This window comes from Curtobacterium sp. MCLR17_043 (assembly GCF_003224215.1).
Classification (GTDB): Bacteria; Actinomycetota; Actinomycetes; order Actinomycetales; family Microbacteriaceae; genus Curtobacterium; species Curtobacterium flaccumfaciens.
Genome location: NZ_QKLH01000007.1, coordinates 129,672 through 153,150 on the forward strand (window position 1 = coordinate 129,672; position 23,479 = coordinate 153,150).

A 23,479-nucleotide genomic window follows, 5' to 3' on the forward strand; every position below is an offset into this window, starting at 1 on the left:
CGGGGCTCGGCGTCATCCTCTGGGGTGAGGTCGGGTCGGGGGTTCTCGCTCCTCGGGGTGATGCGGCGTCGGCGGGGTCCGGCGAGGCTGGTGCCATGAACGCGACCCTGTCCGCCGGAACCCGCTCCGCTGTGCCGACGCCCGTCGAGCCGCCCGCGGCGGTCCCCGCCGTGGTGCGGGTCACCATCGCGCTCAGCGGGGCGTTCCTGGCGGGCGTCCTGACCTCGTTCGGGCAGGCCGTGCCCGCGCTCGCCTCCGTGTCGAACTCGGCCGGGCCGTGGTTCCTCGTCGCCGCGCTGCTGTGCCTGGTGGCCGGAGCACGAGGGGGCCGGGTCGCCCTGCCGCTGGCGATGGTGCTCGGCGTCGTGCTCCTCGAGCTCATGCACGTCGGGTACTGGGCCACGACCGTCCTGCGCGGGTTCCCCGACGTGCTGTCGATCACGAACCCCTGGGTGCTGCTCGGGGTGCCGGCCGGGCTGCTGGCCGGAGCGGTCGCCGTGGCGGTGCGGTCCCGCGACGCCCGGTGGCGTGCGGGGGCGTTCGGTGTGACGGCCGCGGTGCTCGTCGGCGAGGGGATCCGCGGGCTGCTGCAGGTCGCCGCGACGACGGGGCACGTCACCTGGGCCGTCGAGATCGTCGTCGGCGTGCTCCTCCTCGGCATCGGGGTCCTCGGCACCCGCTCACCCGTCGCGCGCGTGGTGGCGCTCGGCACCGGGGTGGTCGGCACGGTGGCGGTGCTCGGGGCGTACCTGTTGCTCGGCGGGTTCTGATCCTGCAGTCCTGATCCGACGGCGGGTCCTCGCCGCTCCGTCCTGATCCGACGGCGGGTTCTGGCTGCCAGCCGAGCGTTCGTCGGTCGGTCCTGCGAGGATCGATGACGTGCACCTCCTCTCGGTCTTCAGCCTGCGCAACCGGGCCCTCATCGCGCTCGTCACGATCGTGGTCGCGGTCTTCGGCGGCATCGCGCTCTCGAGCCTCAAGCAGGAGCTGATCCCCAGCGTCGAGTTCCCGCAGGTCGCGATCGTCAGCGCCTACCCCGGAGCCACGCCAGAGGTCGTGTCGAACGACGTCTCGACCAAGATCGAACAGGCGATCCAGGTCGTCCCGGACCTCGAGTCGACCAGTGCGACCTCGTCGACCGGGCAGAGCGTCGTGTCGGCGTCGTTCCAGTACGGATCGAACCTGGCCAGCGCCGAGGACAAGATCCAGACCGCGGTGAACGCGCTGTCGCTGCCCGACTCGGTGCAGACGCAGATCGTCACCGGGTCCTTCGACGACCTGCCGGTGCTGCAGGTCGCCGTCTCGGCGTCCGGCAACCAGGAACAGCTCGTCGACCGGCTGCAGGCCTCGGCGATCCCCGACCTCGAGAAGCTCGACGGCGTGCGGCAGGCGGACGTCTTCGGCAACCCGGGTCGTCGCGTCGTCATCACGCCGGACCAGGACGAGCTCGCCGCTCGCGGCCTCAGCGAGACGGCGATCTCGGATGCGCTCGACGACAACGGCACCCTGATCCCCGGCGGCACCATCACCGAGGACGGCTCGACGCTGTCGGTGCAGACGGGCGAGCGGATCGCTTCGCTTAAGGACATCCGCGCGCTGCCGCTGACGAGCTCGTCGAGTTCGTCGGGCTCGTCGAGTTCGGACGGGACCGGGTCGGGTGCCGCCGGTGCCGCCGGTGCCGACGGGACAGCCTCGTCCGGTGACGGCACGGCCGCGGGTGCGACCGGCACGGGGGCGACCGGCGCCGGTGCGACCGGGACCGGCACGGGCGCGACCGGCACGGGTGCGACCGGCACCGCTCCCACGGGTGACGCCGCGACGGGCGGGGCGACACCCGCGGCCACGCCGACGGACACCACTCTGGGCGACGTCGCGAAGGTCGCCATCACCGAGTCGCCGCGCACCTCCATCAGCCGCGTGGACGGGCAGCAGGCGCTGACGATCTCGATCACGAAGACGCAGGAAGCCAACACCGTCGACGTCTCGAACACCGTCCGCGACGCCCTGCCCGGCATCGAGGACAAGATCGAGGGCGACCCCCGCTTCACCGTCGTCTTCGACCAGGCGCCCTACATCCAGCAGTCCATCGATTCCCTGGCCGAAGAGGGCCTGCTCGGGCTCGCCTTCGCGGTGCTCGTCATCCTGGTGTTCCTGCTGTCGTGGCGCTCCACGCTCGTCACCGCGATCTCGATCCCGACGTCGGTGCTCCTCGCCGCGATCGGCATGCGCGCCGCCGGGTACACGCTCAACATCATCACGTTGGCGGCCCTGACGATCGCGATCGGCCGCGTGGTCGACGACTCGATCGTCGTCATCGAGAACATCAAGCGGCACATGCTCCCGGGCGTCGACCGGGGCCAGGCCGTACGGGACGCCGTGCGAGAGGTCGCCGGCGCGGTCACCGCCTCGACCCTGACCACCGTCGCGGTGTTCCTGCCGGTCGCCTTCGTCGCAGAACTCGTGGGGGAGCTGTTCCGACCGTTCGCCGTGACGGTCACCCTGGCGCTCGTCGCGTCGCTGTTCGTCTCGCTCACCATCGTGCCGGTGCTGGCGTACTGGTGGCTGCGCCCGCCGAAGGCGAAGCCGGGTGACGCGACGGCGGCAGCGGAAGCGCCCACGGACGCGGAAGCGGCACCGTCGGCGATCGATGCCGAGCGCGGGTACGAAGGTGACCGCTCGGAGGGTGCGCTCGCCTCCGCCGCGGACCTGCACGACGCCGGCCGGGTCGACCGCCTGCGACGCGTCTACCTGCCGGTGCTCCGGTGGGTCGTCCGCAAGCCGGTCGTCGTCATCCTGCTCGCCGTGATCGTGCTCGGCGGAACGGTCGCCACGCTGCCGTTCGTCACCACGAACTACCTGGGCGACTCGGGGCAGAACACGTTCACGGTCACGCAGGACCTGAAGGCCGGTTCGAGCCTCGCCGTCCAGTCCGAGTCCGCACGCAAGGTCGAGCGGGCACTGCAGGACGTCGACGGCGTCGAGACCGTGCAGACCACCATCGGCACGAGCGGCCAGTCGATCCAGGCGGCGTTCGGCGGGGGCGGCAGCGCCTCGGTGCAGTACGCCGTCACGACCGACGCCGAGGCCGACCAGCCCACGATCCAGGCCGACGCCCGGAAGTCGATCGGGACGATCAAGGACGTCGGCGAGGTCACCATCGCGTCCTCGGGCGGCGGGTTCGGTGGCAGCAGCGACATCGAGGTCGACGTGACCGCGCCGACCCAGTCGCAGCTCGAGACGGCGTCGCGCCAGGTGCTGCAGACCATGCAGTCGGTCCCGGACACCACGGGCGCCACGAGCAACCTGTCCGCGGCAGAACCGTTCCTCGCCGTCCGGGTCGACCGCCAGGAGGCAGCGTCACTCGGCCTCACCGAGACCCAGGTGGGTGGCCTCGTCGCCGCCGCGGTCTCGCCGCGGGACACCGGCAGCATCGAGATCGACGACGCGACGCTCGACGTCTACATCGCCGACCCGGAGCCGCCGACCACCATCGCCGCGCTCCGTGCACTCGACGTGCCGACGAGTACCGGAACGGTCCCGCTGTCCGACGTCGCCACGGTCGAGGAGTCCGAGGGCCCCACCACCGTCACCACGACGAACGCGGCCCGCACCGCCACGATCACCGTGACGCCGGACGCCACGAACCTCGGTGCGGCCGTGCAGTCCGTCACGACCGCCGTCGACGAGCTCGACCTGCCGAAGGGTGCGACCGCCTCGATCGGTGGCGTCGCCGCCAGCCAGTCGTCGGCGTTCTCGCAGCTCGGGCTCGCGGTGCTGGTCGCCGTGCTGATCGTCTACGTGATCATGGTCGCGACGTTCCGGAGCCTGCTCCAGCCGCTGCTGCTGCTCGTGTCGGTGCCGTTCGCGGCGACGGGCGCGATCCTGCTGCAGATCGCGTCGGGCGTCCCGATCGGTGTCGCGTCGCTGATCGGTCTGCTCATGCTCGTCGGCATCGTCGTGACGAACGCGATCGTGCTCATCGACCTCGTCAACCAGTACCGACGGCGCGGGTTGCGGGTGCGCGAGGCGTTGATCGAGGGCGCCACACGACGCCTCCGTCCGATCCTGATGACGGCGATGGCGACCATCTTCGCGCTGCTGCCGATGGCGATCGGGCTGACCGGCAAGTCCGGCTTCATCTCGCAGCCGCTGGCGCTGGTCGTGATCGGTGGCCTGGTGTCCTCGACGCTGCTGACGCTCGTGGTGCTGCCGGCGCTGTACTTCGTGGTCGAGCGGGCTCGCGAGCGGAACGACGATCGGATCGCCGCGGGCAAGACCCGGAAGCAGGCGCGCGCAAAGCGACGCCAGGAACGCGTGGAACTCCGGCAGCAACGACAGCGGCGACGAGCGGCGCGTTCCGGCAGCGCTGCCTAGCGGCGGTACTCGGCGTCGATCGCGGCGAGGGCCGAGACGACGACGCGCTCGGTCCGCTCCTCGCGCTCGACGGCCCGGTACCACGACACGAGCACGAGGGTCAGCGTCACGAGGAACACCACGGCGGAGACCTGCGACACGACGGCCAGCTGTCCGGTGACCGAGGCGTACCCGCCGAACGACACCGCGGCGACGAACGACAGCCCGAGCAGCAGCTCCCCGAACGTCTGCAGCGCAGGGCGGTCCCAGCGGGTCGCAGCGGCGCGGGCAGGGCGGGTCGAGGTGTCGGTCACCCCCGAAGTCTGCGGCCAGGGGGTCGGCAGCGGCAGTCCCGACTCCGGGTGGCACCCACCCGGGGCACGCGGTCGGTCTCCTGCGCCGACAACCGACAACCGACAACCGACAACCGGCAACCGGCAGCCGGCAGCCGGCAGCCGGCAGCTGGTCGGCCGCCCGCGGTCAGCCCAGCTGCGTCCGCAGGAACGTGACCACCCGGCGGCTCATCGCCTCGTCGAGCTGGGCGATCGAGTGCGCCGTGCCCTCGACCGCCACGAACGTCACCGGGACGTCGTGGGACCGGAGCGTCGCGGCGAACTCCTGCGACTCCCACATCGGGATGAACTCGTCGGTGGAGTGCCCGATGAAGAACGGTGCGGTGTCCGAGGTGACGTGGAACTCCGGCGACGCCCGCGTGGCCGCCGGACACCTGGCGTACGACCGGCACCCGAGGTAGAGCAGCTGCTTGCGCTGGAAGGCCGCGGACACCCCGTCGGGCTCGGTGGACCGGGTGGTGAGGTTCGTCGGCCCGCTCAGGTCGACCACGGCACGGATCCGGTCGCCGTCGGCGTACGCGGCGGAGTCGTGGTCGGTGACGGCGAGCATCGCGGCGAGGTTGCCGCCGGCGCTCCCGCCGAACACGCCCACACGCTGGGAGTCGACGTCGTAGGTCTCGAGCGTCGCGGGACGGAACACGTAGTCGAGCGCACGGCGGACGTCGTCGAGCCCGGCCGGGAACGGATCGGTCGGGGCCAGGCGGTAGTCGACGTTGAACGTCACGAAGCCCTCGGACGCCAGGTACTTGCACACGGACCGGTACGCGGCCGTCGCCTTGTCGCCGTGCGACCAGCTGCCGCCGTGGATCATCAGGACCGCCGGGCGTCCGGTGGTGGCCTCGACCGCTTCGGCATCGGGGTCGGCGGTGGCCGAGGCGGACGGCGTCGCAGTGGGCGTCGCCGTCGTCGCGGGGTCGCTGTCGGCGGGCAGGCACACGTCGAGGCGCTGCAGCGGGTCGGTGCCGTAGGGCACGTCGGCCACCACGTCGATGCCGTGGTACCGCAGCGACAGCGGGTAGATGACGCTGTCCGCGGTCACGGTGGCGTTCTCGTCGCCGACCGGGTCCGTGCTGCAGGACGCCATCGCGCCGAGCGCCACGACCGCGGCGACGAGCGCGAGCACTGAGCGGCGGCCGGACTTCATCACGTCCACGCTAGCCGCCCCGGCGACCGCCCACGTCACCCGAGCGGAGGACGGCAGTGCGAGGATGAGCACGGCAGCCGCCGACCGGAGCACCGCAGGAGGACCCGTGAGCAATCGCAAGGCCTGGAACGCCGATCCCGAACCACTGCTCCGCGTCGAACCCGGGTTCCGCCTCGACCAGGTGGACCCGGACGGCACCCCGGGCTTCCCCGGCCGAAAGATCGACGGCCTCGAGGCCCTCGCCGCCGGTGCCTCCCGTCTCGCCGCCCTGCAGGAGCGCCTGTACGCGGCATCGACGGCCGGCGACGAGCGCCGGGTGCTGCTCGTGCTGCAGGCGATGGACACCGCGGGCAAGGGCGGCATCGTCTCGCACGTCGTCGGTGCGGTCGACCCGAACGGCGTGCACTACGCCGGCTTCAAGGCCCCGACGGCCGAGGAGCGCGAGCACGACTTCCTCTGGCGCATCGAGAAGCAGCTGCCGGCAGCCGGGCAGCTCGGCGTGTTCGATCGCTCGCACTACGAGGACGTGCTCGCCCAGCGCGTCCGCGGGCTCGCCGCACCGGACGAGATCGAACGCCGGTACGGCGCGATCACCGCGTTCGAGGACGGCCTCGCCGCCGCCGGCACGACCATCGTCAAGGTGATGCTGCACATCTCGAAGGACGAGCAGCGCGAGCGTCTCGGCGACCGGCTCGACCGCCCCGACAAGCACTGGAAGTTCAACCCGGCCGACATCGACGACCGCCTGCTCTGGGACCGCTACCAGCAGGCGTACCAGATCGCCCTCGACCGCACGTCGACCCCGCAGGCGCCCTGGTACGTCGTCCCCGCGAACCGCAAGTGGTACGCCCGCCTCGCCGTGCAGCAGCTCCTGCTCCGGGCGCTGGAGGACATGCACCTGTCGTGGCCGAAGGCGGACTTCGACGTCGCCGAGCAGCGTCGTCGGCTCGCGGAGTCCTGAGCGCGCGTCCACCGGCCTGGAGGCCCGTCCTGCGCCCGGCACGCCGCCGCCGGACCGGGTGGGGCTGGCGTCAGGGCACCGGCTCGCGTAGACTCGCTCGGTCGGCCTTCGACGTCGTGACATTGTGATCACGGAAATTCTGCTGGGTGTGTGTTGCTCGAGGGCTGGAATCACGTCGACTCGCGACGGGATGAACCCCCTCTCCGCAAGCAGCCCCCGCCGATGTCGCTGTCGGGCGCTGCGGTACGTTGCGCACCCGAGAAAGCAGCCATGGCCCCGTACAACAAGGGCGGCGCGGACAACCGCGCCTCCGACCGCGTCCGCCACCCGAACGGCACCCCCGCCGCCCGCAGCAGCAAGCACCGTGGGTTCCGCGCCGCCGACTCCTCGCAGCCGCGCCAGAAGCAGCGCTGGGACGCCGAGGAGCGTCGCGGTCGCGCGTCGCAGGGCGAGCGTCCGGCTCGTCCGAACTGGGAGCCGCGTGACAGCGGTGGCCAGCGTCGCCCCGACCGCGATGACCGTGGCGGCCGTGGCTTCAACCGTGACGACCGCGCCCCGCGTCGCTTCGATCGTGATGACCGTGCGCCCCGTCGTGACAACGACGACCGGCCCCGTCGCTTCGACCGTGACGACCGCGCCCCGCGTCGCTTCGACGGCGACGACCGCGCGCCCCGCAGCTTCAACCGCGATGACCGTGCGCCCCGTCGTGACAACGATGCTCCCTACTCGCACGGCCGTCCCGACGCTTCGCAGGCTCCGCGTCGCGCCGGTACCGGCGCGCAGGGGCCCAGTCCGCGTCGCTTCGACCGTGACGACCGCGCCCCGCGCAGCTTCAACCGCGATGACCGTGCCCCGCGTCGGGACAACGACGACCGCCCGCGTCGTTCGTTCGACCGTGACGACCGTGCGCCGCGTCGTGACAACGACGACCGCCCGCGTCGTTCGTTCGACCGTGACGACCGTGCGCCCCGTCGGGACAACGACGCTCCCTACTCGCACGGCCGTCCCGACGCTTCGCAGACTCCGCGTCGCGCCGGTACCGGCGCGCAGGGGCCCAGTCCCCGTCGCTTCGACCGTGACGACCGTGCCCCGCGCAGCTTCAACCGTGACGACCGTGCGCCCCGTCGTGACAACGACGACCGTCCCCGTCGCTTCGACCGTGACGACCGCGCCCCGCGCAAGTTCGACCGTGACGACCGCGCCCCGCGCAAGTTCGACCGCGACGACCGCACCCCGCGCCGCTCGTTCGACGAGCCCGAGCGCGGCAAGTTCGTGCCCGCCGACGACGTCAAGCTCGAGAAGCTCCAGGCCGAGGCCACCATCGCGGCCGACGTCGAGGGCGTGACCTTCGGCGACCTGGGCATCGGCGGCAACATCTCCCGCGCCCTGCAGGAGCTCGGTGCCTCGAGCCCGTTCCCGATCCAGGCGGCGACGATCCCCGACGTGCTCGCCGGCAAGGACGTCCTCGGTCGTGGCCGCACCGGCTCCGGCAAGACCATCGCCTTCGGTGCGCCGCTGGTCGAGAAGCTCATGGAGCACGGCGGCGGCACCAAGCGCAAGATGGGCCGCGCCCCGCGTGCGCTCATCCTCGCGCCGACCCGTGAGCTCGCCCTGCAGATCGACCGCACGGTTCAGCCCATCGCCCGTTCGGTCGGCCTGTTCACGACGCAGATCTACGGCGGCGTCCCCTACGGCCGCCAGGAGGGCGCACTCGAGCGCGGCGTCGACATCATCGTCGGCACCCCCGGCCGTGTGCAGGACCTCATGAACAAGGGGAAGCTCGACCTCAGCGAGGTCATCATCTCCGTGCTCGACGAGGCCGACCACATGTGCGACCTCGGGTTCCTCGAGCCGGTGCAGGAGATCCTCTCCGCCACGGCCGAGGTCACCCCGCAGGGCAACCGCGCACAGAAGCTGCTGTTCAGCGCGACGCTCGACACCCAGGTCGCGGCGCTCGTCGAGCAGTTCCTGCACGAGCCGAGCGTGCACGAGGTCGCGGGTGAGGACCAGGCGTCCTCGACCATCGACCACCGTGTCCTCGTGGTCGAGCAGCGCGAGAAGGACCGTCTCCTCGAGGAACTGGTCGCCGGCGACGGCAAGACGATCGTCTTCGCCCGGACCCGCGCCTACGCCGAGCGCCTGGCCGACCAGTTCGAGGACGCCGGCATCCGCGCGACCTCGCTCCACGGTGACCTGAACCAGTCGCGCCGCACGCGCAACCTGCAGCTGCTCACCAGCGGCCGGGTGAACGTGCTCGTCGCCACCGACGTCGCCGCCCGCGGCATCCACGTCGACGACGTCTCGCTCGTCGTGCAGGCGGACGCCCCGGACGACTACAAGGCGTACATGCACCGCTCCGGCCGCACGGGTCGTGCCGGCAAGGAGGGCACGGTCGTCACGATCGTCCCGCGCGGCCGCATCCGCAAGATCGAGGGCATCCTCGAGCGCGCCGAGATCGAGGCGGACCTGGTGCAGGCCGCACCCGGTGACGGCATCGTGTCGGAGCTCGCCGCGCGCTAGTCGCGACCACACGACGGACGGGAGGCCCGGTACCAGCTGGTACCGGGCCTCCCGTCCGTCACATGGTGAGCACCAATGGTCGGGTCGCGACGTCGGACCCGACCATTCCTGCTCACGAAGCGACCGCGCGACCGCGCGCGCTCAGCGGTTGAAGAACAGCAGCCCGCGCACGAAACCCGCCTGTCCGGCGTGCTGCGTGCAGTCGTCCAGGATGCTGACGAGTCGCGCGCCGGCCGTGACGGGCGGGTCCCACGCGTCGTCGACGACGGGGTCGAGGTCATCCGGGCCGAGCGTGCCGAGGTACGCGACGGTGCGCTCGTGCACCGCACGCAGGTACCCGGTGAGCAGCTCGGCAGAGGCCCGAACCCGCCCGACGTCGTCGCGGGACATGCCGTAGCCGAGCGCCTCGGCCGGGAACGGCAGCCCGAACCGGTCGTACCAGCCGTCCGCCGTCCAGACCTGCTCGGAGCCGGCGAGGTCGGCGATCTGCACGTCCTGGCCGCGGGCGATGTGCCACGCGAGCCACGCGAGGGTGTTCGCCCCGGCGGCCGGTCGTGCCGCGAGCTGGTCTTCGGAGAGCCCGTCGACGGCCCGCTCGACCGTCTCGGGGACGCGGGAGAACGCTTCGGTGAGGAGTTCAGAGGGGGTCATGGCGCTCACGCTACGCGCGGGCCGTGACACCGGCTGTCACACGGCGGCGCTGCGGTGGTGGCGCTCCAGGGCGGCACCGAGCCCCTCGAACGCGGCGGCGACCACGGCGCGGTCGGACGGTGCGACGACCTGCCGGAACGCGTCGGAGTAGACGGCGCCGACCTCGCGGGCGACCGCCGTGCCCGACGGCGTGAGGTGCAGGAGCACGCTCCGGCGGTCCGCGGGGTTCGGGCGACGCTCCAGGTGTCCGTGCTTCTCGAGCCGGTCGATCAGCGACGTCATCGCGCCGGTGGTGAGCTCGAGGTACTCGCCGGCCTGCTTCGGGGTGACGCCGTGGCCGCCGGCGGCGCTGAGGAAGAACACGAACCGGGTGTCCGTGGCGTTCAGTGCGCGGACCGTGCTCTCGTGGTGCAGGACGCGGGCGTGCTGCATCTGGAGCACGCGGAAGGCGGTGAGCAGTCGCGGCAGGTCGGCGTCGGGGTTCTTGTCGGCGGTGACGGGGTCGAGCGCAGTGACGTCGGGCGACATCGGTGCCGGCGGTGTGGTGGGGGCGACGCGTGCCGCGGGGACGGCGGGTGCGTGCGGGGGGAGGACGACCGGGTCGGTGTCCGTCATGGGAGCTCTTCTCGGGTACAGGGTGGGAACTTCAGTCAACAAGTAACTCACTCGTCAAGATACCCCCATCAGTGGGGACATCTCAGGTCTTGTGAGCTGCTCGAACGCCAAGTAGCTTGATCGTCGTACCACCTCGGCACGTAGCGCGACCAACCACCGCGGGCCCGTCCGAACCACCGATCAGACCTCTTCCTCACGGAGTCCAACCATGTCTCGTGTCACGCCTCGTGCTGCCCGCCTCGCCGCCTGGATCGCCATCCCCGCTGCCCTCGTCGCCTCGGGGGTCGTCGTCTCGACGGCCTCGTACGCGGCCTTCTCCTCGACCACCGTCAACCCGACGAACAACTGGACGGCCGGCAGTGTCGCCCTGTCCGACGACGACAACAACACCGCGCTGTTCACGGCGAACAACCTGAAGCCCGGCTCGACCGGTGCGAACTGCATCGCGGTGACCTCGACCGGTTCACTGCCCTCGGCCGTGAAGCTCTACGGCACGAACGTCTCGACCACGAAGGACCTGGCGGCGAACGTCAACCTGACCGTCGAGCAGGGCACCGGCGGCGGCTTCGGCTCCTGCTCCGGCTTCACCCCGGCCGCCACCGGCGGCTCGCTCTACAGCGGCACCGTCGCGGGCTTCGGCGCCGCCTCGACCAACTACGCGACCGGCGTCGGCACCTGGGCCCCGACCGGCACCGCGTCCGAGACGCGCGTCTACCGCGTCACCTACACGGTCTCGAGCACCGCGCCGAACACCGTGCAGGGCGGCACCGCAGCCCTCGGCTTCACCTGGGAGGCCCAGAACAGCTGAGCCGGGACCGGGGCCGAACCAGCCCCGTCCGTTCCCTCCCCGCAACGCGCCCCCGGTCGAAGGCAGTCATGAGCAGCATCGCAGTGCACGGTGGTCCCGCACCGCACGCAGCGGTCCGTGACGCCGTCGACTGGGGGCGCGTCGTCGTCGCCACCCTCGCCCGGGGCGTGGTCGCGACGCTGCTCGGCCTCGCGCTCTGGGCGGCCGCGCCGGCGCTCATCGGCTGGCAGCCGACCACCGTGATGACCGGTTCGATGGAGCCGCGGATCGTCCCCGGCGACGTGGTCGTCTCGCGTCCGGTCGGCTCGGGCGAGATCGCCACGGGCAAGGTCCTGCTGGCCGACGACCCGGACCAGGCGGACCACCTGCGCATGCACCGCTACGTCGAGGACGGCCCCGGCGGCACCATGGTCACGAAGGGCGACGCCAACCCGCAGCAGGACTCCACCCCGATCGAGCGCTCCGCCGTGCACGGCATCGCCTTCCTGCGCATCCCGTTCATCGGGACCCCGATCCGGTGGATCAGCGCGGGGGAGTGGGGCCTGATCGCGATGCTCGCGCTCGGTCTGACCGCGGTGCTCGCGCTCTGCACGATCGACGGGTCGCTCCGGCGACTCGTCGAGGCCGACGACGCCGCCGCCGCCGGTGGTCCGGACGACGCGGCCGGCCCGGACGACGCCACCGGTCCGGTGGACGGTACGGACGGCGGCCTGGAGGCGCGGGACGGCGCCGCCACGGGCCTCCCGACCGCCGCGCCCACCGTCCTCACCCGTCGCGCGCTGCGTCGACGAGTCCGTCGCATGCGGCGGCTGCGGCGCGTCGGCGGCGGCGCCGCGGTGCTCGTGCTCGCTGCGGCCGCCGGCGTCCTGCTGCCCGGAGCGGCGGACGCGGCCCCGTGGTCGCGGACCACCGTCGCACCGGCCGCGGCCTTCACGGCGGGCACGGCGACCGGTGTCCCGACCCTGACGTGCGCCCCGGCCGGGTCGAACACGGTGACGATCGCCTGGACCTACGACAACGGCGCGACCGTGCCGGTGTCGTTCGACCTGATGAACGGGACGACACAGGTGGCCAGCACGACGACTGCCGGGGCCCGCTCAATGGTCTACGGGGGCGCCGGACTCCTGAACCTCGGCACGACGTACGAGCTGCGCCTCCGCACGAACCTCGGCAACAACTGGACCGCGACGAGCACACCGACCGTCAAGGTCCGAGTCGTGTCGGTCCTCGGCCTGGCGTCCGCCAACTGCGTGACCGCCTGAGTCCTCCACAGGGCACCGCGAGGTGCCCGGGGATGTCCCCGGCCGGCGTTACCGTGGCCGCATGCGCATCCTGCACACCGGCGACTGGCACCTCGGCCGCACACTGCTGGGTGCCGACCTGCTCGAGCACCAGGCCGCGTTCACCGACTGGCTCGTCGACATCGCCCGCGAGCGCGCGGTCGACCTCGTCGTCATCGCCGGCGACGTCTACGACCGTGCGATCCCGCCGGTGGACGCCGTCCGCATGCTCTCCCGCGTGCTGGAGCGCCTCGCCGAGACCACGACGGTGGTGCTCACGCCGGGCAACCACGACTCCGCCGCGCGGCTCGGCTTCGGTGCCGGCGTGATGGGGCAGCGCGTCCGCATCCTCGCCGAGCCCGCCCACGTGGCCGATCCGGTGCTCGTGCCCGACGACGACGGCCCGGTGGCCGTGTACGGCATCCCGTACCTGCACCCCGACCTCACGCGGTATGCCCTGGCCGCGGTCCCCGACGAACCCCTCGCCCGCTCGCACCACGCCGTCGTGCACGCCGCCACCGAACGGATCCGCGCCGACCTGGCGACACGGGCCGACACCCGGAGCGTCGTCGTCGCGCACGCCTTCGTCGGGGGCGCCGACCCGAGCGACAGCGAGCAGGACATCCGCGTCGGCGGGGTCGACCGCGTGGCCGAGTCGGTGTTCGACGGGTTCGACTACGTCGCCCTCGGGCACCTGCACGGCCCGCAGCGCGTCGGCGACGACGGTCGGATCCGGTACGCCGGGTCGCCGCTGGCGTTCTCGTTCGGCGAGCGGCACCAGCGGAAGTCCGTGACCATCGCCGACCTCGACGCGGCGGGTGCCGTCACCGTCGAGCTCGTACCGACCCCGGTGCCGCGGCGGCTCGTCGACGTGCGGGGCAGCATCGACGCCATCGAGTCCGGGGAGTTCCGGGCCGATGCCGACGCCTGGGTCCGCGTCGCGGTGACCGACACCGTGCACCCGGAACGCATGTACGCCCGCGTGAAGGACCACTTCCCGCACGCCCTGGCGATCACGCACGAACCGGCGGACCGGCCGGCCGCCACCGCCGCGCGGGCCGTCACCGCGACGTCCGACCCGGTCGAGGTCGCCGGCGACTTCGTGGCCTTCGCCACCGGCGGGCTGCCCGACGACGACGAACGGGCGGTGCTGACCGAGGCGTACGAGGCCGCGGTGCTCGCCCTGCAGCGTGAGGGGGACCGCTGATGTACCTGCACCGACTCGATCTGCGCGCCATCGGGCCCTACCCCGACCTCGTGACCATCGACTTCGCGGCGCTGGCCGCGTCCGGGGTCTTCCTGCTCGAAGGGCCGACCGGTTCCGGCAAGTCGACGATCATCGACGCCGTCGTGTTCGCCCTGTACGGCGGACTCGCCGGATCCGACGCCAGCTCCGACCGGCTGCACAGCCAGCACGCCGACCCCGCGGTCGAACCGTTCGTCGAGCTCGTGTTCGAGACCGGTGCTGGCACGTACCGGGTCCGGCGCACCCCGCAGTACGACCGCCCGAAGCAGCGGGGGACCGGCACGGTGAAGCAGCAGGCGTCGGTGCAGCTGTTCCGGCTCGCCGCGCCGACCGACGTCGCCGGCGAACCCATGTCGTCCCGCATCCCCGAGGTCGGGGTCGAGATCGCCCGGATCGTCGGGCTCGACCGCGCGCAGTTCCTGCAGACCGTGGTGCTGCCGCAGGGCGAGTTCGCACGGTTCCTCCGCTCCCCGGGGGAAGACCGCCGGAAGCTCCTGCAGTCGCTGTTCGGTACCCAGGTCTACGACCGCACCGCCGACGAGCTCGCCGCTCGCCGCCGAGCCGTGCAGGCCGAGGTCGAGGGGGCCGACGACCGCGTCCGCGAGGCCCTGGCCCGGTTCGCGCAGGCGGCCGACCTCGCTGACGCCGACGAGTCCGTCGTCCCCGGCACGGTGGCGTCCCTCCGCGCGACGGCCGACGCCGCCGGGGCGGCCCGGACGGCTGCGGCTGCCGCTGCGACGGCGGCGACCGAACACGAACGATCGGTGACGGCCCGTGCGGCCGCCCTGGAGCGGCGAGCGGGGCTGCTGCGGCGACAGGCGCTCCTCGACGACGACGCCCCGGCGATCGAGCAGGCACGGGCCGCGGTCGCGACGGCCGAGCGCGCCGCCCGGGTCGCCGCGGTGGCCGACGGCCTCGATGCCGCAACCGTCCGGGCTGACGACACCGCCGCGGCAGCCGCCCGGCTGCGCGAGCAGCACGCACTCGGCGCCGTCGACGCACAGCAGGTCGCCCGGCGCCGCGACTCGCTGACCGACGCCCTGTCCGACGTCCGGCACCTCGTCGCGGTCGAGTCCGAGGCAGACGCCAGGCGCACCGCCATCGCCGAGGCCACCGCGACCGCATCGCGTCTCACCGACGACCTCACCGCCCTCGACACCGCGCTCGAGGCCCGGCCGACGGAACGAGCCCGGATCGTCGAGGCCGCCCGCACCGCCTCGACGACCGCTGCTGACGTCGACGCCGCCGCGCACGAGGTCGCCCGGGTGCAGTCGCTCCGCGCCGACCTGGCCGCGCGCGACCGCGCCGAACAGCGGGTCGCCGGTGCCGAACGCATCGTGGCCGATGCGCGCCGTCGGGCCACCGAGGCGCTCGACGCCGAACGCTCCCTGCGCGAGCGGCGGATCGCCGGACTCGCCGGAGAGCTCGGTGCCGCGCTGACCCCCGGCGACCCCTGCCCGGTGTGCGGATCGACGGCGCACCCGTCGGTGGCCGCGCCACAGGACGACCACCCGACGATCCAGGCGGTGGAGTCCGCGGGCGACGCCACGCGTCTGGCCGACCAGCAGCTCGCTGACGCCGCGGCCGACCTGGCCGTCGAGCGCGCCGAGCACCTCCGACTGACCGACGTCGTCGGCGCCGTCGACACGGTCGCCCTCGACGCCATGGCGGTGGCCGCCGACGAGCGGGTCCGAGCGGCGCACGACGCCGCGGCGCTGGTGCTGGAGCACGAGCGCGAGCGGACGGCGCACGACACCGCGACGCGGGCGCTCGAGCGTGAGCGGAACGACCTCGACGCCCGGCGCACGGTGCTCGCGTCGACCGCGGCCTCCGACGCCGAGCGGCTCGAGGCCGACCTGCGATCCGTGCACGAGGCGATCGACCGGCTCGCAGCACTGCTCGACAGCGTTGACGGCAGCTCGCCTGTGTCGCTCCGGGCCGCGGTCGACGAGCTCGACGGACGCCTGACGGTGCTCCGCGCTGTCGCCGAGGCCGACGACCGCGCGGCAGTCGCAGCCCGCGCCCGCGACGAGCGCAGCGCCGAGGTCGCCCGGGTCCTCGACGAGCAGGGGTTCCCCGACGTCGACGCCGCACGAGCCGGCCTGCTCGACCCCGACACCGTCGCACGCTTCCGCAGCAGCATCAGCGCAGCCGAGGCGGAACGCGCCGTCGTGCTGGCAGGGCTCGACGACGCCGCGGTGGTGCAGGCCGCCGACGACGATCCGGAGCACCTCGACGTGCCGGCGGCCCAGGCCGAACGGATCCGCGCGACGGCCGAGCTCGACGAGGCCACCCGACTCGCGGTCACCGCTGCCCACCGTGCCGAAGCCGTCGAGCAGTGTGCGACCGAGGTCGACCGCACCGTCCGTGCGCGACAGGAGACCTCGGCCCGCAGCCGCGCGGTCGTCCGGCTCGCCGACGTCGCGAACGGGGTGGCATCGGTCAACCCGACCGGCATCACGCTCGGCACCTACGTGCTCATGCGGCGCTTCGAGGACGTCGTGGCGGCGGCGAACGACCGGTTGCGCGGCATGCTCGCCGGGCGGTTCACCCTCGAGACCTCCGATGAACGGGAATCCGGGTCACGGGCGCGACGGACGGGGCTCTCCCTCGCCGTGCACGACCACACGACCGACACTGTCCGTGATCCCCGCAGCCTGTCCGGCGGCGAGACGTTCACCGTGTCGCTGTGCCTGGCGCTCGGCCTGGCCGACGTCGTGCAGGCCGAGGCCGGCGGGGTCTCGCTCGGCACGCTGTTCGTCGACGAGGGGTTCGGCACGCTCGACCCCGAGACCCTCGACGACGTCATCGGGCAGCTGTCGCGACTGACCGCGGGCGGGCGACAGGTCGGGATCGTCAGCCACGTCGAGGAACTCAAGCAGCGGATCCCGGAGCGGATCGCGGTGCGACGCACCCCGGCCGGTGGGTCGAGGGTGACGACCACGGTCTGACCAGACCAGACGCTACGGGGTCGGCGTGGCCCCCACCGTGCCGTCCGGCGGAGGCAGGATGTCCGCCGCGATCCACGGGAACACCCACTGGAACAGCACGAACACGATCGCCGCGAGCAGGACCAGCAGCTCGAGCACCTTCAGGGCGGTGGGGCCGGGCAGCAGCCGCCAGACCAGGGGGAAGATCACTTGGCGGTCTCCGAGAGTTCCTTCGGGGTGCCCTCGGACGCGGGCATCCAGTAGTCGAGCTTCGCGTGCGTCACGAACCGCTCCGCCGCCGACCACATCGGGTGGCAGGCAGTCAGCGTGAGCCATCGGTCCTGGGGGGTCGGTTCCACACCGGGCTTGTTCGGCACCGGCGCGATCGTCTCGATCTTGTCGGGCGTCACGATCTGGCTGTCGGTGACCTTGTAGACGTACCAGACGTCGAACTTCGTCTTCGCGTCGGTGACCCGGACCACGACCGAGTCGCCCTTCTTGAGCTCCGCGATCTGGTTGAGGGGCTTGCCGTAGGTGACCCGGTGTCCGGCGACGGCGAAGTTGCCGGGTGCGCCGGGCATCGCGGTGTCCTGGTAGTGGCCGAGCCCGATGGTGTTGAGGACCTTCTCACGATCCGTGCCCTCGCCGATCGGCCGGTTGTAGTCCTTGCCGAACCGGGGGATCTGCATCGTGCCGAAGACGTCCGACAACCCCGGCGGTTCGTCCAGCACGGGTGCGGTGCCGCGGTGCTCGGTGCCCTCGACCTTCGGGGTCTTGACCTGGTCGAGGCCCTGCACGAGCTTCGTCTGCTCGTTCACGGCGACCACGTCGGTCCACCACGCCGTCCACACGACGTACAGGCCGGTGCCGGCGCCCGCGATGATGAGCAACTCGGCGATGAGCGACACGATCGCACCGCCGACCGTCTGCCGTCTGCGCGGGGAACGCCGGGACCGCGAACCGGCTTCGTCGTCCCGTGCGCTGCGGCGCGACGGGAGGGTGTCGTGTGCGGTCACGGGGCTCCTGATCGGCTGGGTGGTCGGACAGGTCTATCAGATCACGGCGACAGGCCGGTGACGACGTTCTCCCCACCCCCGTTAACGTGGGGGCATGGAGTACCGGATCCGCCCCTTCCGCACCGAGGACACCGACGCGGTCGTCGCCCTGTGGGAAACGTGCGGCCTCGTCCGACCCTGGAACGACCCCCGACGTGACATCGCCCGCAAGCTGACCGTCCAGCCCGAGCTCTTCCTGGTCGCCGAGCCCCAGGCCGCCGGCACCGGTACCGGTACCGACGACACCGACACCGGCGTCGTCGCCGCGGGCATGGCCGGCTTCGACGGGCACCGCGGCTGGGTGAACTACCTCGCCGTGCGCCCCGACTTGCAGGGCTCCGGCCTCGGTCGCACCCTGATGGCCGAGTTCGAGCGGCTCCTGACCGACCTCGGCTGCCCGAAGCTCAACCTGCAGGTGCGTGCCGGCAACGAGCAGGTGCTCGGGTTCTACTCGTCCCTCGGCTACACCGACGACCGCACGGTCTCGCTCGGCAAGCGCCTCATCCCCGACGCCTGACCGCGCCCGCCCGTCGCACCGTGCGGGTTCGCTCATCCGGTGCGGCGTTGGCGGCTCGGTGCGGTGCTGCAAGTCCGCACCGGGCGGTCAACCTCGCACGGTTCGAACGACTCGGCACCGTGCCCGACCCCGCCCGGCCCCGCCCGGCCCCGCTACGCCAACGCCAGCGCCACCGACGCGACGAACGCCAGCACGATGCCGACCCACTGCTGCGCGGTCAACCGTTCCCGCAGCACCACCCCGGCCAGCACCACCGTGCCGATCGGGTAGAGCGCGTTGAGCACGCTCACGACGGGCAGGGTCGCCGGGTCGTCGCTGCTGTGCAGCCCCGCCTGGATGAAGACGTTCGCCATCGCGTCGAAGACGCCGCACACGGCGACGATGACCAGCAGCCGCGGACCCCATGCGCGACTCGACCGAGGCCCGCGGACGGCGGCAGCCCCGTCCGGGCGGGCCGACGTCGGGGCGGACACCGGGCCTCCCGTCCGGAGCACGACGACGATCGCCGCCGCACCCAGCAGCACCGCCTGCAGCACCCGCGCGACCACGAGGGGCGCGATGCCCGAGTCGGACGGCGTCATGTCGTAGGCCAGCACGATCCCGCCGAAGCCGCACCCGGCGACGGCGGCGGCGACCACGCCCCGGGCAGTGAGCCGCGCGCCCGAGGCGTCCCGGACCACCGCGACCAGGACCACCGCGACAACCGCGACCACGAGCGCGCCGGTGGCCACGGGCGACAGCACGGTGCCGCGGAACACCGCGACGAGCACCGGCACGACGGCCGCGAAGACGGCGGTGACGGGGGAGAGCACGCTCATCGGTCCGATCGCGAGCGCGGCGTAGAGCAGCAGGACCCCGACACCGCCGGAGAGCCCGGCGACCGCACCCCAGACCGCGGCCGGCCACGAGAACACGCCGCCGAGGACCACCAGTCCGACGAGCAACGGCACGATCCCGATCGCGGCGGCCACCGCCGTGACGACGACCGGTCGGACCCGGCGCGAGGCGAGTCCGCCCAGGAAGTCGGCGAACCCGTAGACGATCGCGCCGGACAGGCCGAACAGGACGGTGAGCACGGCTCCCATCCTGCCCGGCCCGGTACCCTGCGGTGCGTGAGTGTTCCCTACCAGCGCCTGCCCCGGATCGACGGACGGTGGAGGTGGTGGCGGCCGCTCGTCGCCCTCGCGTTCCTGGCGGGGTGGTACCTCGTGTCGCAGATCGTCATCGCGGTCGCGTACTTCGTGCCGATCGGCGCAACGCAGGGGCCGCAAGCCCTGATCGACCTGCAGAACGACCTGGCCGGTGGCGCGCTCGACCCCACCGACCCGCTGATCCTGTCGCTGTCGCTGGTGTCGCTCGTGGTCCTGCTGCCGGGCATCCTGCTCGCCGTCAAGATCGCGCGGATCGGACCGGCCGGCATCCTGTCCTCGACGCGGTTCCGGGTCCGGTGGGCCTGGACTGCCTGGTGCCTGCTGCCGACGCTCGTCATCGCCGCGGTCATGTTCGTCGTCCAGACCGGCCTGTTCTGGGACGGCGGGATGATCACGACCGACGGCGGATTCGCCTGGAACCACGACGCGATCGGCCAGTCGACGGTCTCGCTCGGCACCCTCACCCTGACGATCGTCCTCGTCGTCCTGCTCGTCCCGTTCCAGGGCGCTGCCGAGGAGTACATCTTCCGCGGCTTCCTCATGCAGACCGTCGCGTCGTGGATCCCGCGTCGCGTCGGCACGATCATCGCCGTGGCGGTCTCGACGGTCGTCTTCGCGGTGCTGCACATCTCGAACGGCTACAACGTCTGGGGCATCCTCGACGTCGGCTCGTTCGGTCTGATCGCGGCGATCATCGTCCTCCGGACCGGCGGGCTCGAGGCCACGGTCCTGCAGCACGCGTTCAACAACATCATGATCTTCGTGCTGCAGGCGCCCGGCTGGTCCGGGATCGACCTGACCTCGTCGGACGCGAACGGCACCTGGCAGGGGACGCTCGTCACCCTCGTCACGTCGCTCGCCTTCTGGGGCATGGTCGAGTTCCTGGCGTGGTGGCGGGGGCTGGACCGCCGGTTCGCCGGGCACGAGGCGCCCCGGTTCCGCGGTGTGACCCCGGCCTGGGCGGGCGGCGTGCGCTGGACCCGGCCTGGAGGCACGGGCTGGGCGACCACGCCGGCCCGCGCCGACGACGTGGCCGGCTCCGACCACCGTGCCGACTCCGGCACGGACGGTGCTGTGGACAGTGCGGTGGGTGTCGCCGGTCGCCCGTAGGCTCGTGGCATGAGCACCACGCCCGCGTCCGCTGCCGTGCCTGCTCCCGCTGCCGTGTCCGCACCCCGTGCCGCTGCGCTCGACGTGCTGCACCGCGTGTGGGGCTACGACGACTTCCGCGGCGAGCAGGCGGCCATCATCGACCAGGTGGTGGCCGGTGGTGACGCCCTGGTGCTCATGCCGACCGGTGGCGGCAAGTCCCTCTGCTACCAGGTGCCATCGCTCGTCCGCGACGGCGTCGGGGTCGTGGTGTCGCCGCTCATCGCCCTCATGCAGGACCAGGTCGACGCCCTGGCCGCGAACGGCGTGCGCGCCGCGTTCCTCAACTCCACGCAGGGCCCCGACGAACGGTCCCGGGTCGAGCGTGCCGTGGTGCAGGGCGAGGTCGACATGCTCTACCTCGCTCCCGAGCGGCTCCGGCTCGAGTCCACCCGTGCGCTCCTCGACCGGGCGCGCGTCTCGCTGTTCGCCATCGACGAAGCGCACTGCGTCGCCCAGTGGGGGCACGACTTCCGGCCGGACTACCTCGAGCTGAGCGTCCTGCACGAGCGGTGGCCGACGGTGCCGCGCATCGCCCTGACCGCCACCGCGACGCCGCAGACCCACCGCGAGATCTCCGCCCGGCTCGGCCTCGACGACGCCGCGCACTTCGTCGCCGACTTCGACCGGCCGAACATCCAGTACCGCATCGAGCCGAAGACCGGTGCGCTGCAGCAGCTGCTCACCTTCATCCGCACGGAGCACAGCGGCGACGCGGGCATCGTGTACTGCTTGTCCCGCAACTCCGTCGAGCGCACCGCGACAGCCCTGGCCGAGCAGGGGATCAACGCCCTGCCGTACCACGCGGGCCTCGACGCCCGGGTGCGTGCCCGCAACCAGTCGACGTTCCTGCGCGAGGACGGCGTCGTCATGGTGGCGACGATCGCGTTCGGCATGGGCATCGACAAGCCCGACGTCCGGTTCGTGGCGCACCTCGACCTGCCGAAGTCGGTCGAGGGCTACTACCAGGAGACCGGCCGTGCGGGTCGTGACGGGCTGCCGGCCACCGCCTGGCTCGCGTACGGCCTGAACGACGTCGTGCAGCAGCGGCGGATGATCGACCAGTCCGAGGGCGACGCCGCACACCGTCGGCAGCTCAGCGCCCACCTCGACGCCATGCTCAGCCTGTGCGAGACGATCGAGTGCCGCCGGGTGCGGCTGCTCGCGTACTTCGGGCAGGAGAGCACGGCGTGCGGCAACTGCGACACGTGCATCGCGCCGCCGGAGTCGTGGGACGGCACGGTCCCCGCGCAGAAGCTGCTGTCCACCGTCGTGCGGCTCGAGCGTGAGCGCCGCCAGCGGTACGGCGTCTCGCACCTCGTCGACATCCTGATCGGCAAACGGTCTCCCCGCGTGCAGGAACTCCAACACGACACCCTGGCGACCTTCGGCATCGGCGCGGACCTGTCCGAGGGCGAGTGGCGCGCGGTCGCACGACAGGTGCTGGCCCAGGGCTACGCGGCGGTGTCGGGCGACGGCTTCGGCACGGTCGTCCTCAGTCCCACGAGCGCCGAGGTCCTGACCGGCAAGGTGCAGGTGCGGATGCGTCGCGACCCGGTCAAGGCTCCGCGAGCCGGACGCAGCAGTCGACGGACGGTCGTCACCGACATGCCGCAGGAAGCCGTCGGCCTGTTCGAGGCCCTGCGTGCCTGGCGTGCCGCCGAAGCCCGCGAGCAGGGCGTCCCCGCGTACGTGGTGTTCAACGACGCGACGCTCCGGGGGATCTCCGCCGTCCGACCTGCCGACGTCGACCAGCTCGGCGAGATCTCCGGCGTCGGCGCGGCGAAGCTCGAGCGGTACGGACGCGCGGTCCTCGACGTCGTCGCCGCGGCCGACTGATCCCCGACCAGCACTGCATGCCGTTCCGGGCATGTGCCCTCCGCGCGCCTCATTACACTCGGTAGCTCGTCACCACGAGGAGGTCCGGTGTCCGGTTCGACGAAGTTCGCCACCGTGCTCAGTCGCGCGGTGGTGACCCCGCTCGCCCGGTTGCTGTGGCGCCCGAAGATCATCGGTCGTCGGAACGTCCCGAAGCGTGGTGCGGTGATCCTCGCGAGCAACCACCGCTCGTTCATCGACTCGCCCGCGATCACGCTCATGGCACCGCGCAAGGTGTCGTTCCTGGCGAAGCAGGAGTACTTCACGGGTTCGGGTCTCAAGGGAGCCGTCTCGCGCGCGTTCTTCGGGGGCATCGGCGCCATCGGGGTCGAGCGTGGCGCGGGTGCGGCGGCGCAACAGGCCCTCGACCTCGGGCTGACACGCCTGCAGGAGGGCGAGGCGTTCGCGATCTACCCGGAGGGCACACGCTCGCTCGACGGCCGGATCTACAAGGGCCGCACGGGCGTGGCGTGGCTGGCGCTGACGAGCGGCGCCCCCGTGGTGCCCGTCGCGCTCACCGGCACCGAGGACGTCCAGCCGGTCGGGTCCCGGCTGCCGAAGCTCGCCCGCGTGACGATCGAGTTCGGGCAGCCGATCGACCTGTCGTCCTTCGGCGAGGCGTCGTCCGGCCGTGCTCGGCGCCACGCGACCGATGCCGTGATGGCGGCGATCCAGGAGCTCAGCGGCCAGGAGCCGGCGAACACCTACAACAACCCGCCTGCGACGATCGTGGAACGGGTCCGTCGTGCACTGCAGCCGGACGACCCGACCGCGGCTGCCGTCGACCCGGACTGATCACCGCGACTGTCCGGTCACTATTGCACATCTGAAATATCGATGGTTGAATGGCGACGTGCCGCTCGGCACG

Annotated in this window: 19 protein-coding genes; 12 read left to right on the plus strand and 7 right to left on the minus strand. The window is 72.3% G+C overall.

Going from position 1 to position 23,479, the window contains the following annotated elements; all coding sequences use genetic code 11:
* Positions 1 to 95: 95 nt before the first annotated feature.
* Positions 96 to 770, plus strand: coding sequence for a DUF6518 family protein (locus DEJ03_RS08825; protein ID WP_110864329.1), 675 nt, complete (start codon positions 96 to 98; stop codon positions 768 to 770).
* 109 nt (positions 771 to 879) lie between these two features.
* Positions 880 to 4,374, plus strand: a complete 3,495-nt coding sequence (locus tag DEJ03_RS08830) for an efflux RND transporter permease subunit (RefSeq protein WP_110864330.1) — start codon at positions 880 to 882, stop codon at positions 4,372 to 4,374.
* Here the strand turns inward: DEJ03_RS08830 and DEJ03_RS08835 are convergent.
* Together DEJ03_RS08835 and DEJ03_RS08845 are read right to left on the minus strand one after the other, a co-directional pair.
* The gene (locus tag DEJ03_RS08835; protein ID WP_110864331.1) at positions 4,371 to 4,667 is read right to left on the minus strand and encodes a hypothetical protein; all 297 of its coding nucleotides are present in this window, start codon (positions 4,665 to 4,667) and stop codon (positions 4,371 to 4,373) included. The two genes, DEJ03_RS08830 and DEJ03_RS08835, sit on opposite strands and share 4 nt — an antisense overlap.
* Before the next feature lie 166 nt (positions 4,668 to 4,833).
* Positions 4,834 to 5,850, minus strand: a complete 1,017-nt coding sequence (locus DEJ03_RS08845; RefSeq protein WP_111091869.1) for an alpha/beta hydrolase — start codon at positions 5,848 to 5,850, stop codon at positions 4,834 to 4,836.
* Between the two features lie 106 nt (positions 5,851 to 5,956).
* Between DEJ03_RS08845 and DEJ03_RS08850 the strand changes: the two genes are divergently transcribed.
* On the plus strand, positions 5,957 to 6,811 hold the full coding sequence (locus DEJ03_RS08850) for a polyphosphate kinase 2 family protein (protein ID WP_181422657.1): 855 nt from the start codon (positions 5,957 to 5,959) through the stop codon (positions 6,809 to 6,811).
* A 270-nt stretch (positions 6,812 to 7,081) separates the two neighbouring features.
* Positions 7,082 to 9,331 (plus strand): DEAD/DEAH box helicase, encoded by a 2,250-nt coding sequence (locus tag DEJ03_RS08855; protein WP_110864332.1) that lies wholly within the window; start codon positions 7,082 to 7,084, stop codon positions 9,329 to 9,331.
* 141 nt (positions 9,332 to 9,472) lie between these two features.
* Here the strand turns inward: DEJ03_RS08855 and DEJ03_RS08860 are convergent, their stop codons facing one another.
* Both DEJ03_RS08860 and DEJ03_RS08865 read right to left on the minus strand, forming a co-directional pair.
* Complete coding sequence (locus DEJ03_RS08860) at positions 9,473 to 9,982, minus strand: DinB family protein (RefSeq protein ID WP_071406037.1); 510 nt, start codon at positions 9,980 to 9,982, stop codon at positions 9,473 to 9,475.
* A gap of 36 nt (positions 9,983 to 10,018) precedes the next feature.
* Positions 10,019 to 10,597 (minus strand): MarR family winged helix-turn-helix transcriptional regulator, encoded by a 579-nt coding sequence (locus DEJ03_RS08865; RefSeq protein ID WP_110864333.1) that lies wholly within the window; start codon positions 10,595 to 10,597, stop codon positions 10,019 to 10,021.
* Positions 10,598 to 10,805: 208 nt separating this feature from the next.
* On the opposite strand from DEJ03_RS08865, the gene DEJ03_RS08870 reads away from it, so the two are divergent.
* The 4 genes from DEJ03_RS08870 to DEJ03_RS08885 all read left to right on the plus strand — a co-directional run bounded on the left by DEJ03_RS08870 (position 10,806) and on the right by DEJ03_RS08885 (position 16,882).
* Entirely contained in the window at positions 10,806 to 11,405 is a 600-nt protein-coding gene (locus DEJ03_RS08870) for a hypothetical protein (RefSeq protein ID WP_110864334.1), read from the plus strand.
* A 68-nt stretch (positions 11,406 to 11,473) separates the two neighbouring features.
* Positions 11,474 to 12,667, plus strand: coding sequence for a S24/S26 family peptidase (locus DEJ03_RS08875; RefSeq protein WP_110864335.1), 1,194 nt, complete (start codon positions 11,474 to 11,476; stop codon positions 12,665 to 12,667).
* 61 nt (positions 12,668 to 12,728) lie between these two features.
* Positions 12,729 to 13,892 (plus strand): exonuclease SbcCD subunit D, encoded by a 1,164-nt coding sequence (locus tag DEJ03_RS08880; protein WP_110864336.1) that lies wholly within the window; start codon positions 12,729 to 12,731, stop codon positions 13,890 to 13,892.
* The gene (locus tag DEJ03_RS08885; protein WP_110864337.1) at positions 13,892 to 16,882 is read left to right on the plus strand and encodes an AAA family ATPase; all 2,991 of its coding nucleotides are present in this window, start codon (positions 13,892 to 13,894) and stop codon (positions 16,880 to 16,882) included. The genes DEJ03_RS08880 and DEJ03_RS08885 overlap by 1 nt, the downstream gene beginning before the upstream one ends.
* Positions 16,883 to 16,894: 12 nt before the next feature.
* Here DEJ03_RS08885 and DEJ03_RS17920 read toward each other — a convergent pair whose 3' ends face one another.
* The gene (locus DEJ03_RS17920) at positions 16,895 to 17,071 is read right to left on the minus strand and encodes a hypothetical protein (RefSeq protein WP_181419972.1); all 177 of its coding nucleotides are present in this window, start codon (positions 17,069 to 17,071) and stop codon (positions 16,895 to 16,897) included.
* Positions 17,068 to 17,877 carry a class E sortase gene (locus DEJ03_RS08890; protein WP_244993373.1) on the minus strand — a complete coding sequence of 270 codons (810 nt, stop codon included), beginning with the start codon at positions 17,875 to 17,877 and terminating at the stop codon, positions 17,068 to 17,070. Before DEJ03_RS08890 ends, DEJ03_RS17920 begins: the two co-directional genes overlap by 4 nt.
* A 94-nt stretch (positions 17,878 to 17,971) precedes the next feature.
* On the opposite strand from DEJ03_RS08890, the gene DEJ03_RS08895 reads away from it, so the two are divergent.
* Positions 17,972 to 18,433 carry a GNAT family acetyltransferase gene (locus tag DEJ03_RS08895; protein WP_110864338.1) on the plus strand — a complete coding sequence of 154 codons (462 nt, stop codon included), beginning with the start codon at positions 17,972 to 17,974 and terminating at the stop codon, positions 18,431 to 18,433.
* A gap of 152 nt (positions 18,434 to 18,585) precedes the next feature.
* Here DEJ03_RS08895 and DEJ03_RS08900 read toward each other — a convergent pair whose 3' ends face one another.
* On the minus strand, positions 18,586 to 19,509 hold the full coding sequence (locus DEJ03_RS08900; RefSeq protein WP_110864339.1) for an EamA family transporter: 924 nt from the start codon (positions 19,507 to 19,509) through the stop codon (positions 18,586 to 18,588).
* Between the two features lie 36 nt (positions 19,510 to 19,545).
* On the opposite strand from DEJ03_RS08900, the gene DEJ03_RS08905 reads away from it, so the two are divergent.
* The 3 genes from DEJ03_RS08905 (at position 19,546) to DEJ03_RS08915 (ending at position 23,406) form a co-directional block, all read left to right on the plus strand.
* A complete protein-coding gene (locus tag DEJ03_RS08905; protein WP_110864340.1) occupies positions 19,546 to 20,694 on the plus strand; it encodes a CPBP family intramembrane glutamic endopeptidase in 1,149 nt (382 codons plus the stop codon).
* 9 nt (positions 20,695 to 20,703) lie between these two features.
* On the plus strand, positions 20,704 to 22,572 hold the full coding sequence (gene recQ, locus DEJ03_RS08910; protein WP_110864341.1) for a DNA helicase RecQ: 1,869 nt from the start codon (positions 20,704 to 20,706) through the stop codon (positions 22,570 to 22,572).
* Positions 22,573 to 22,659: 87 nt separating this feature from the next.
* The gene (locus DEJ03_RS08915) at positions 22,660 to 23,406 is read left to right on the plus strand and encodes a 1-acyl-sn-glycerol-3-phosphate acyltransferase (protein ID WP_110864342.1); all 747 of its coding nucleotides are present in this window, start codon (positions 22,660 to 22,662) and stop codon (positions 23,404 to 23,406) included.
* Positions 23,407 to 23,479: the final 73 nt, after the last annotated feature.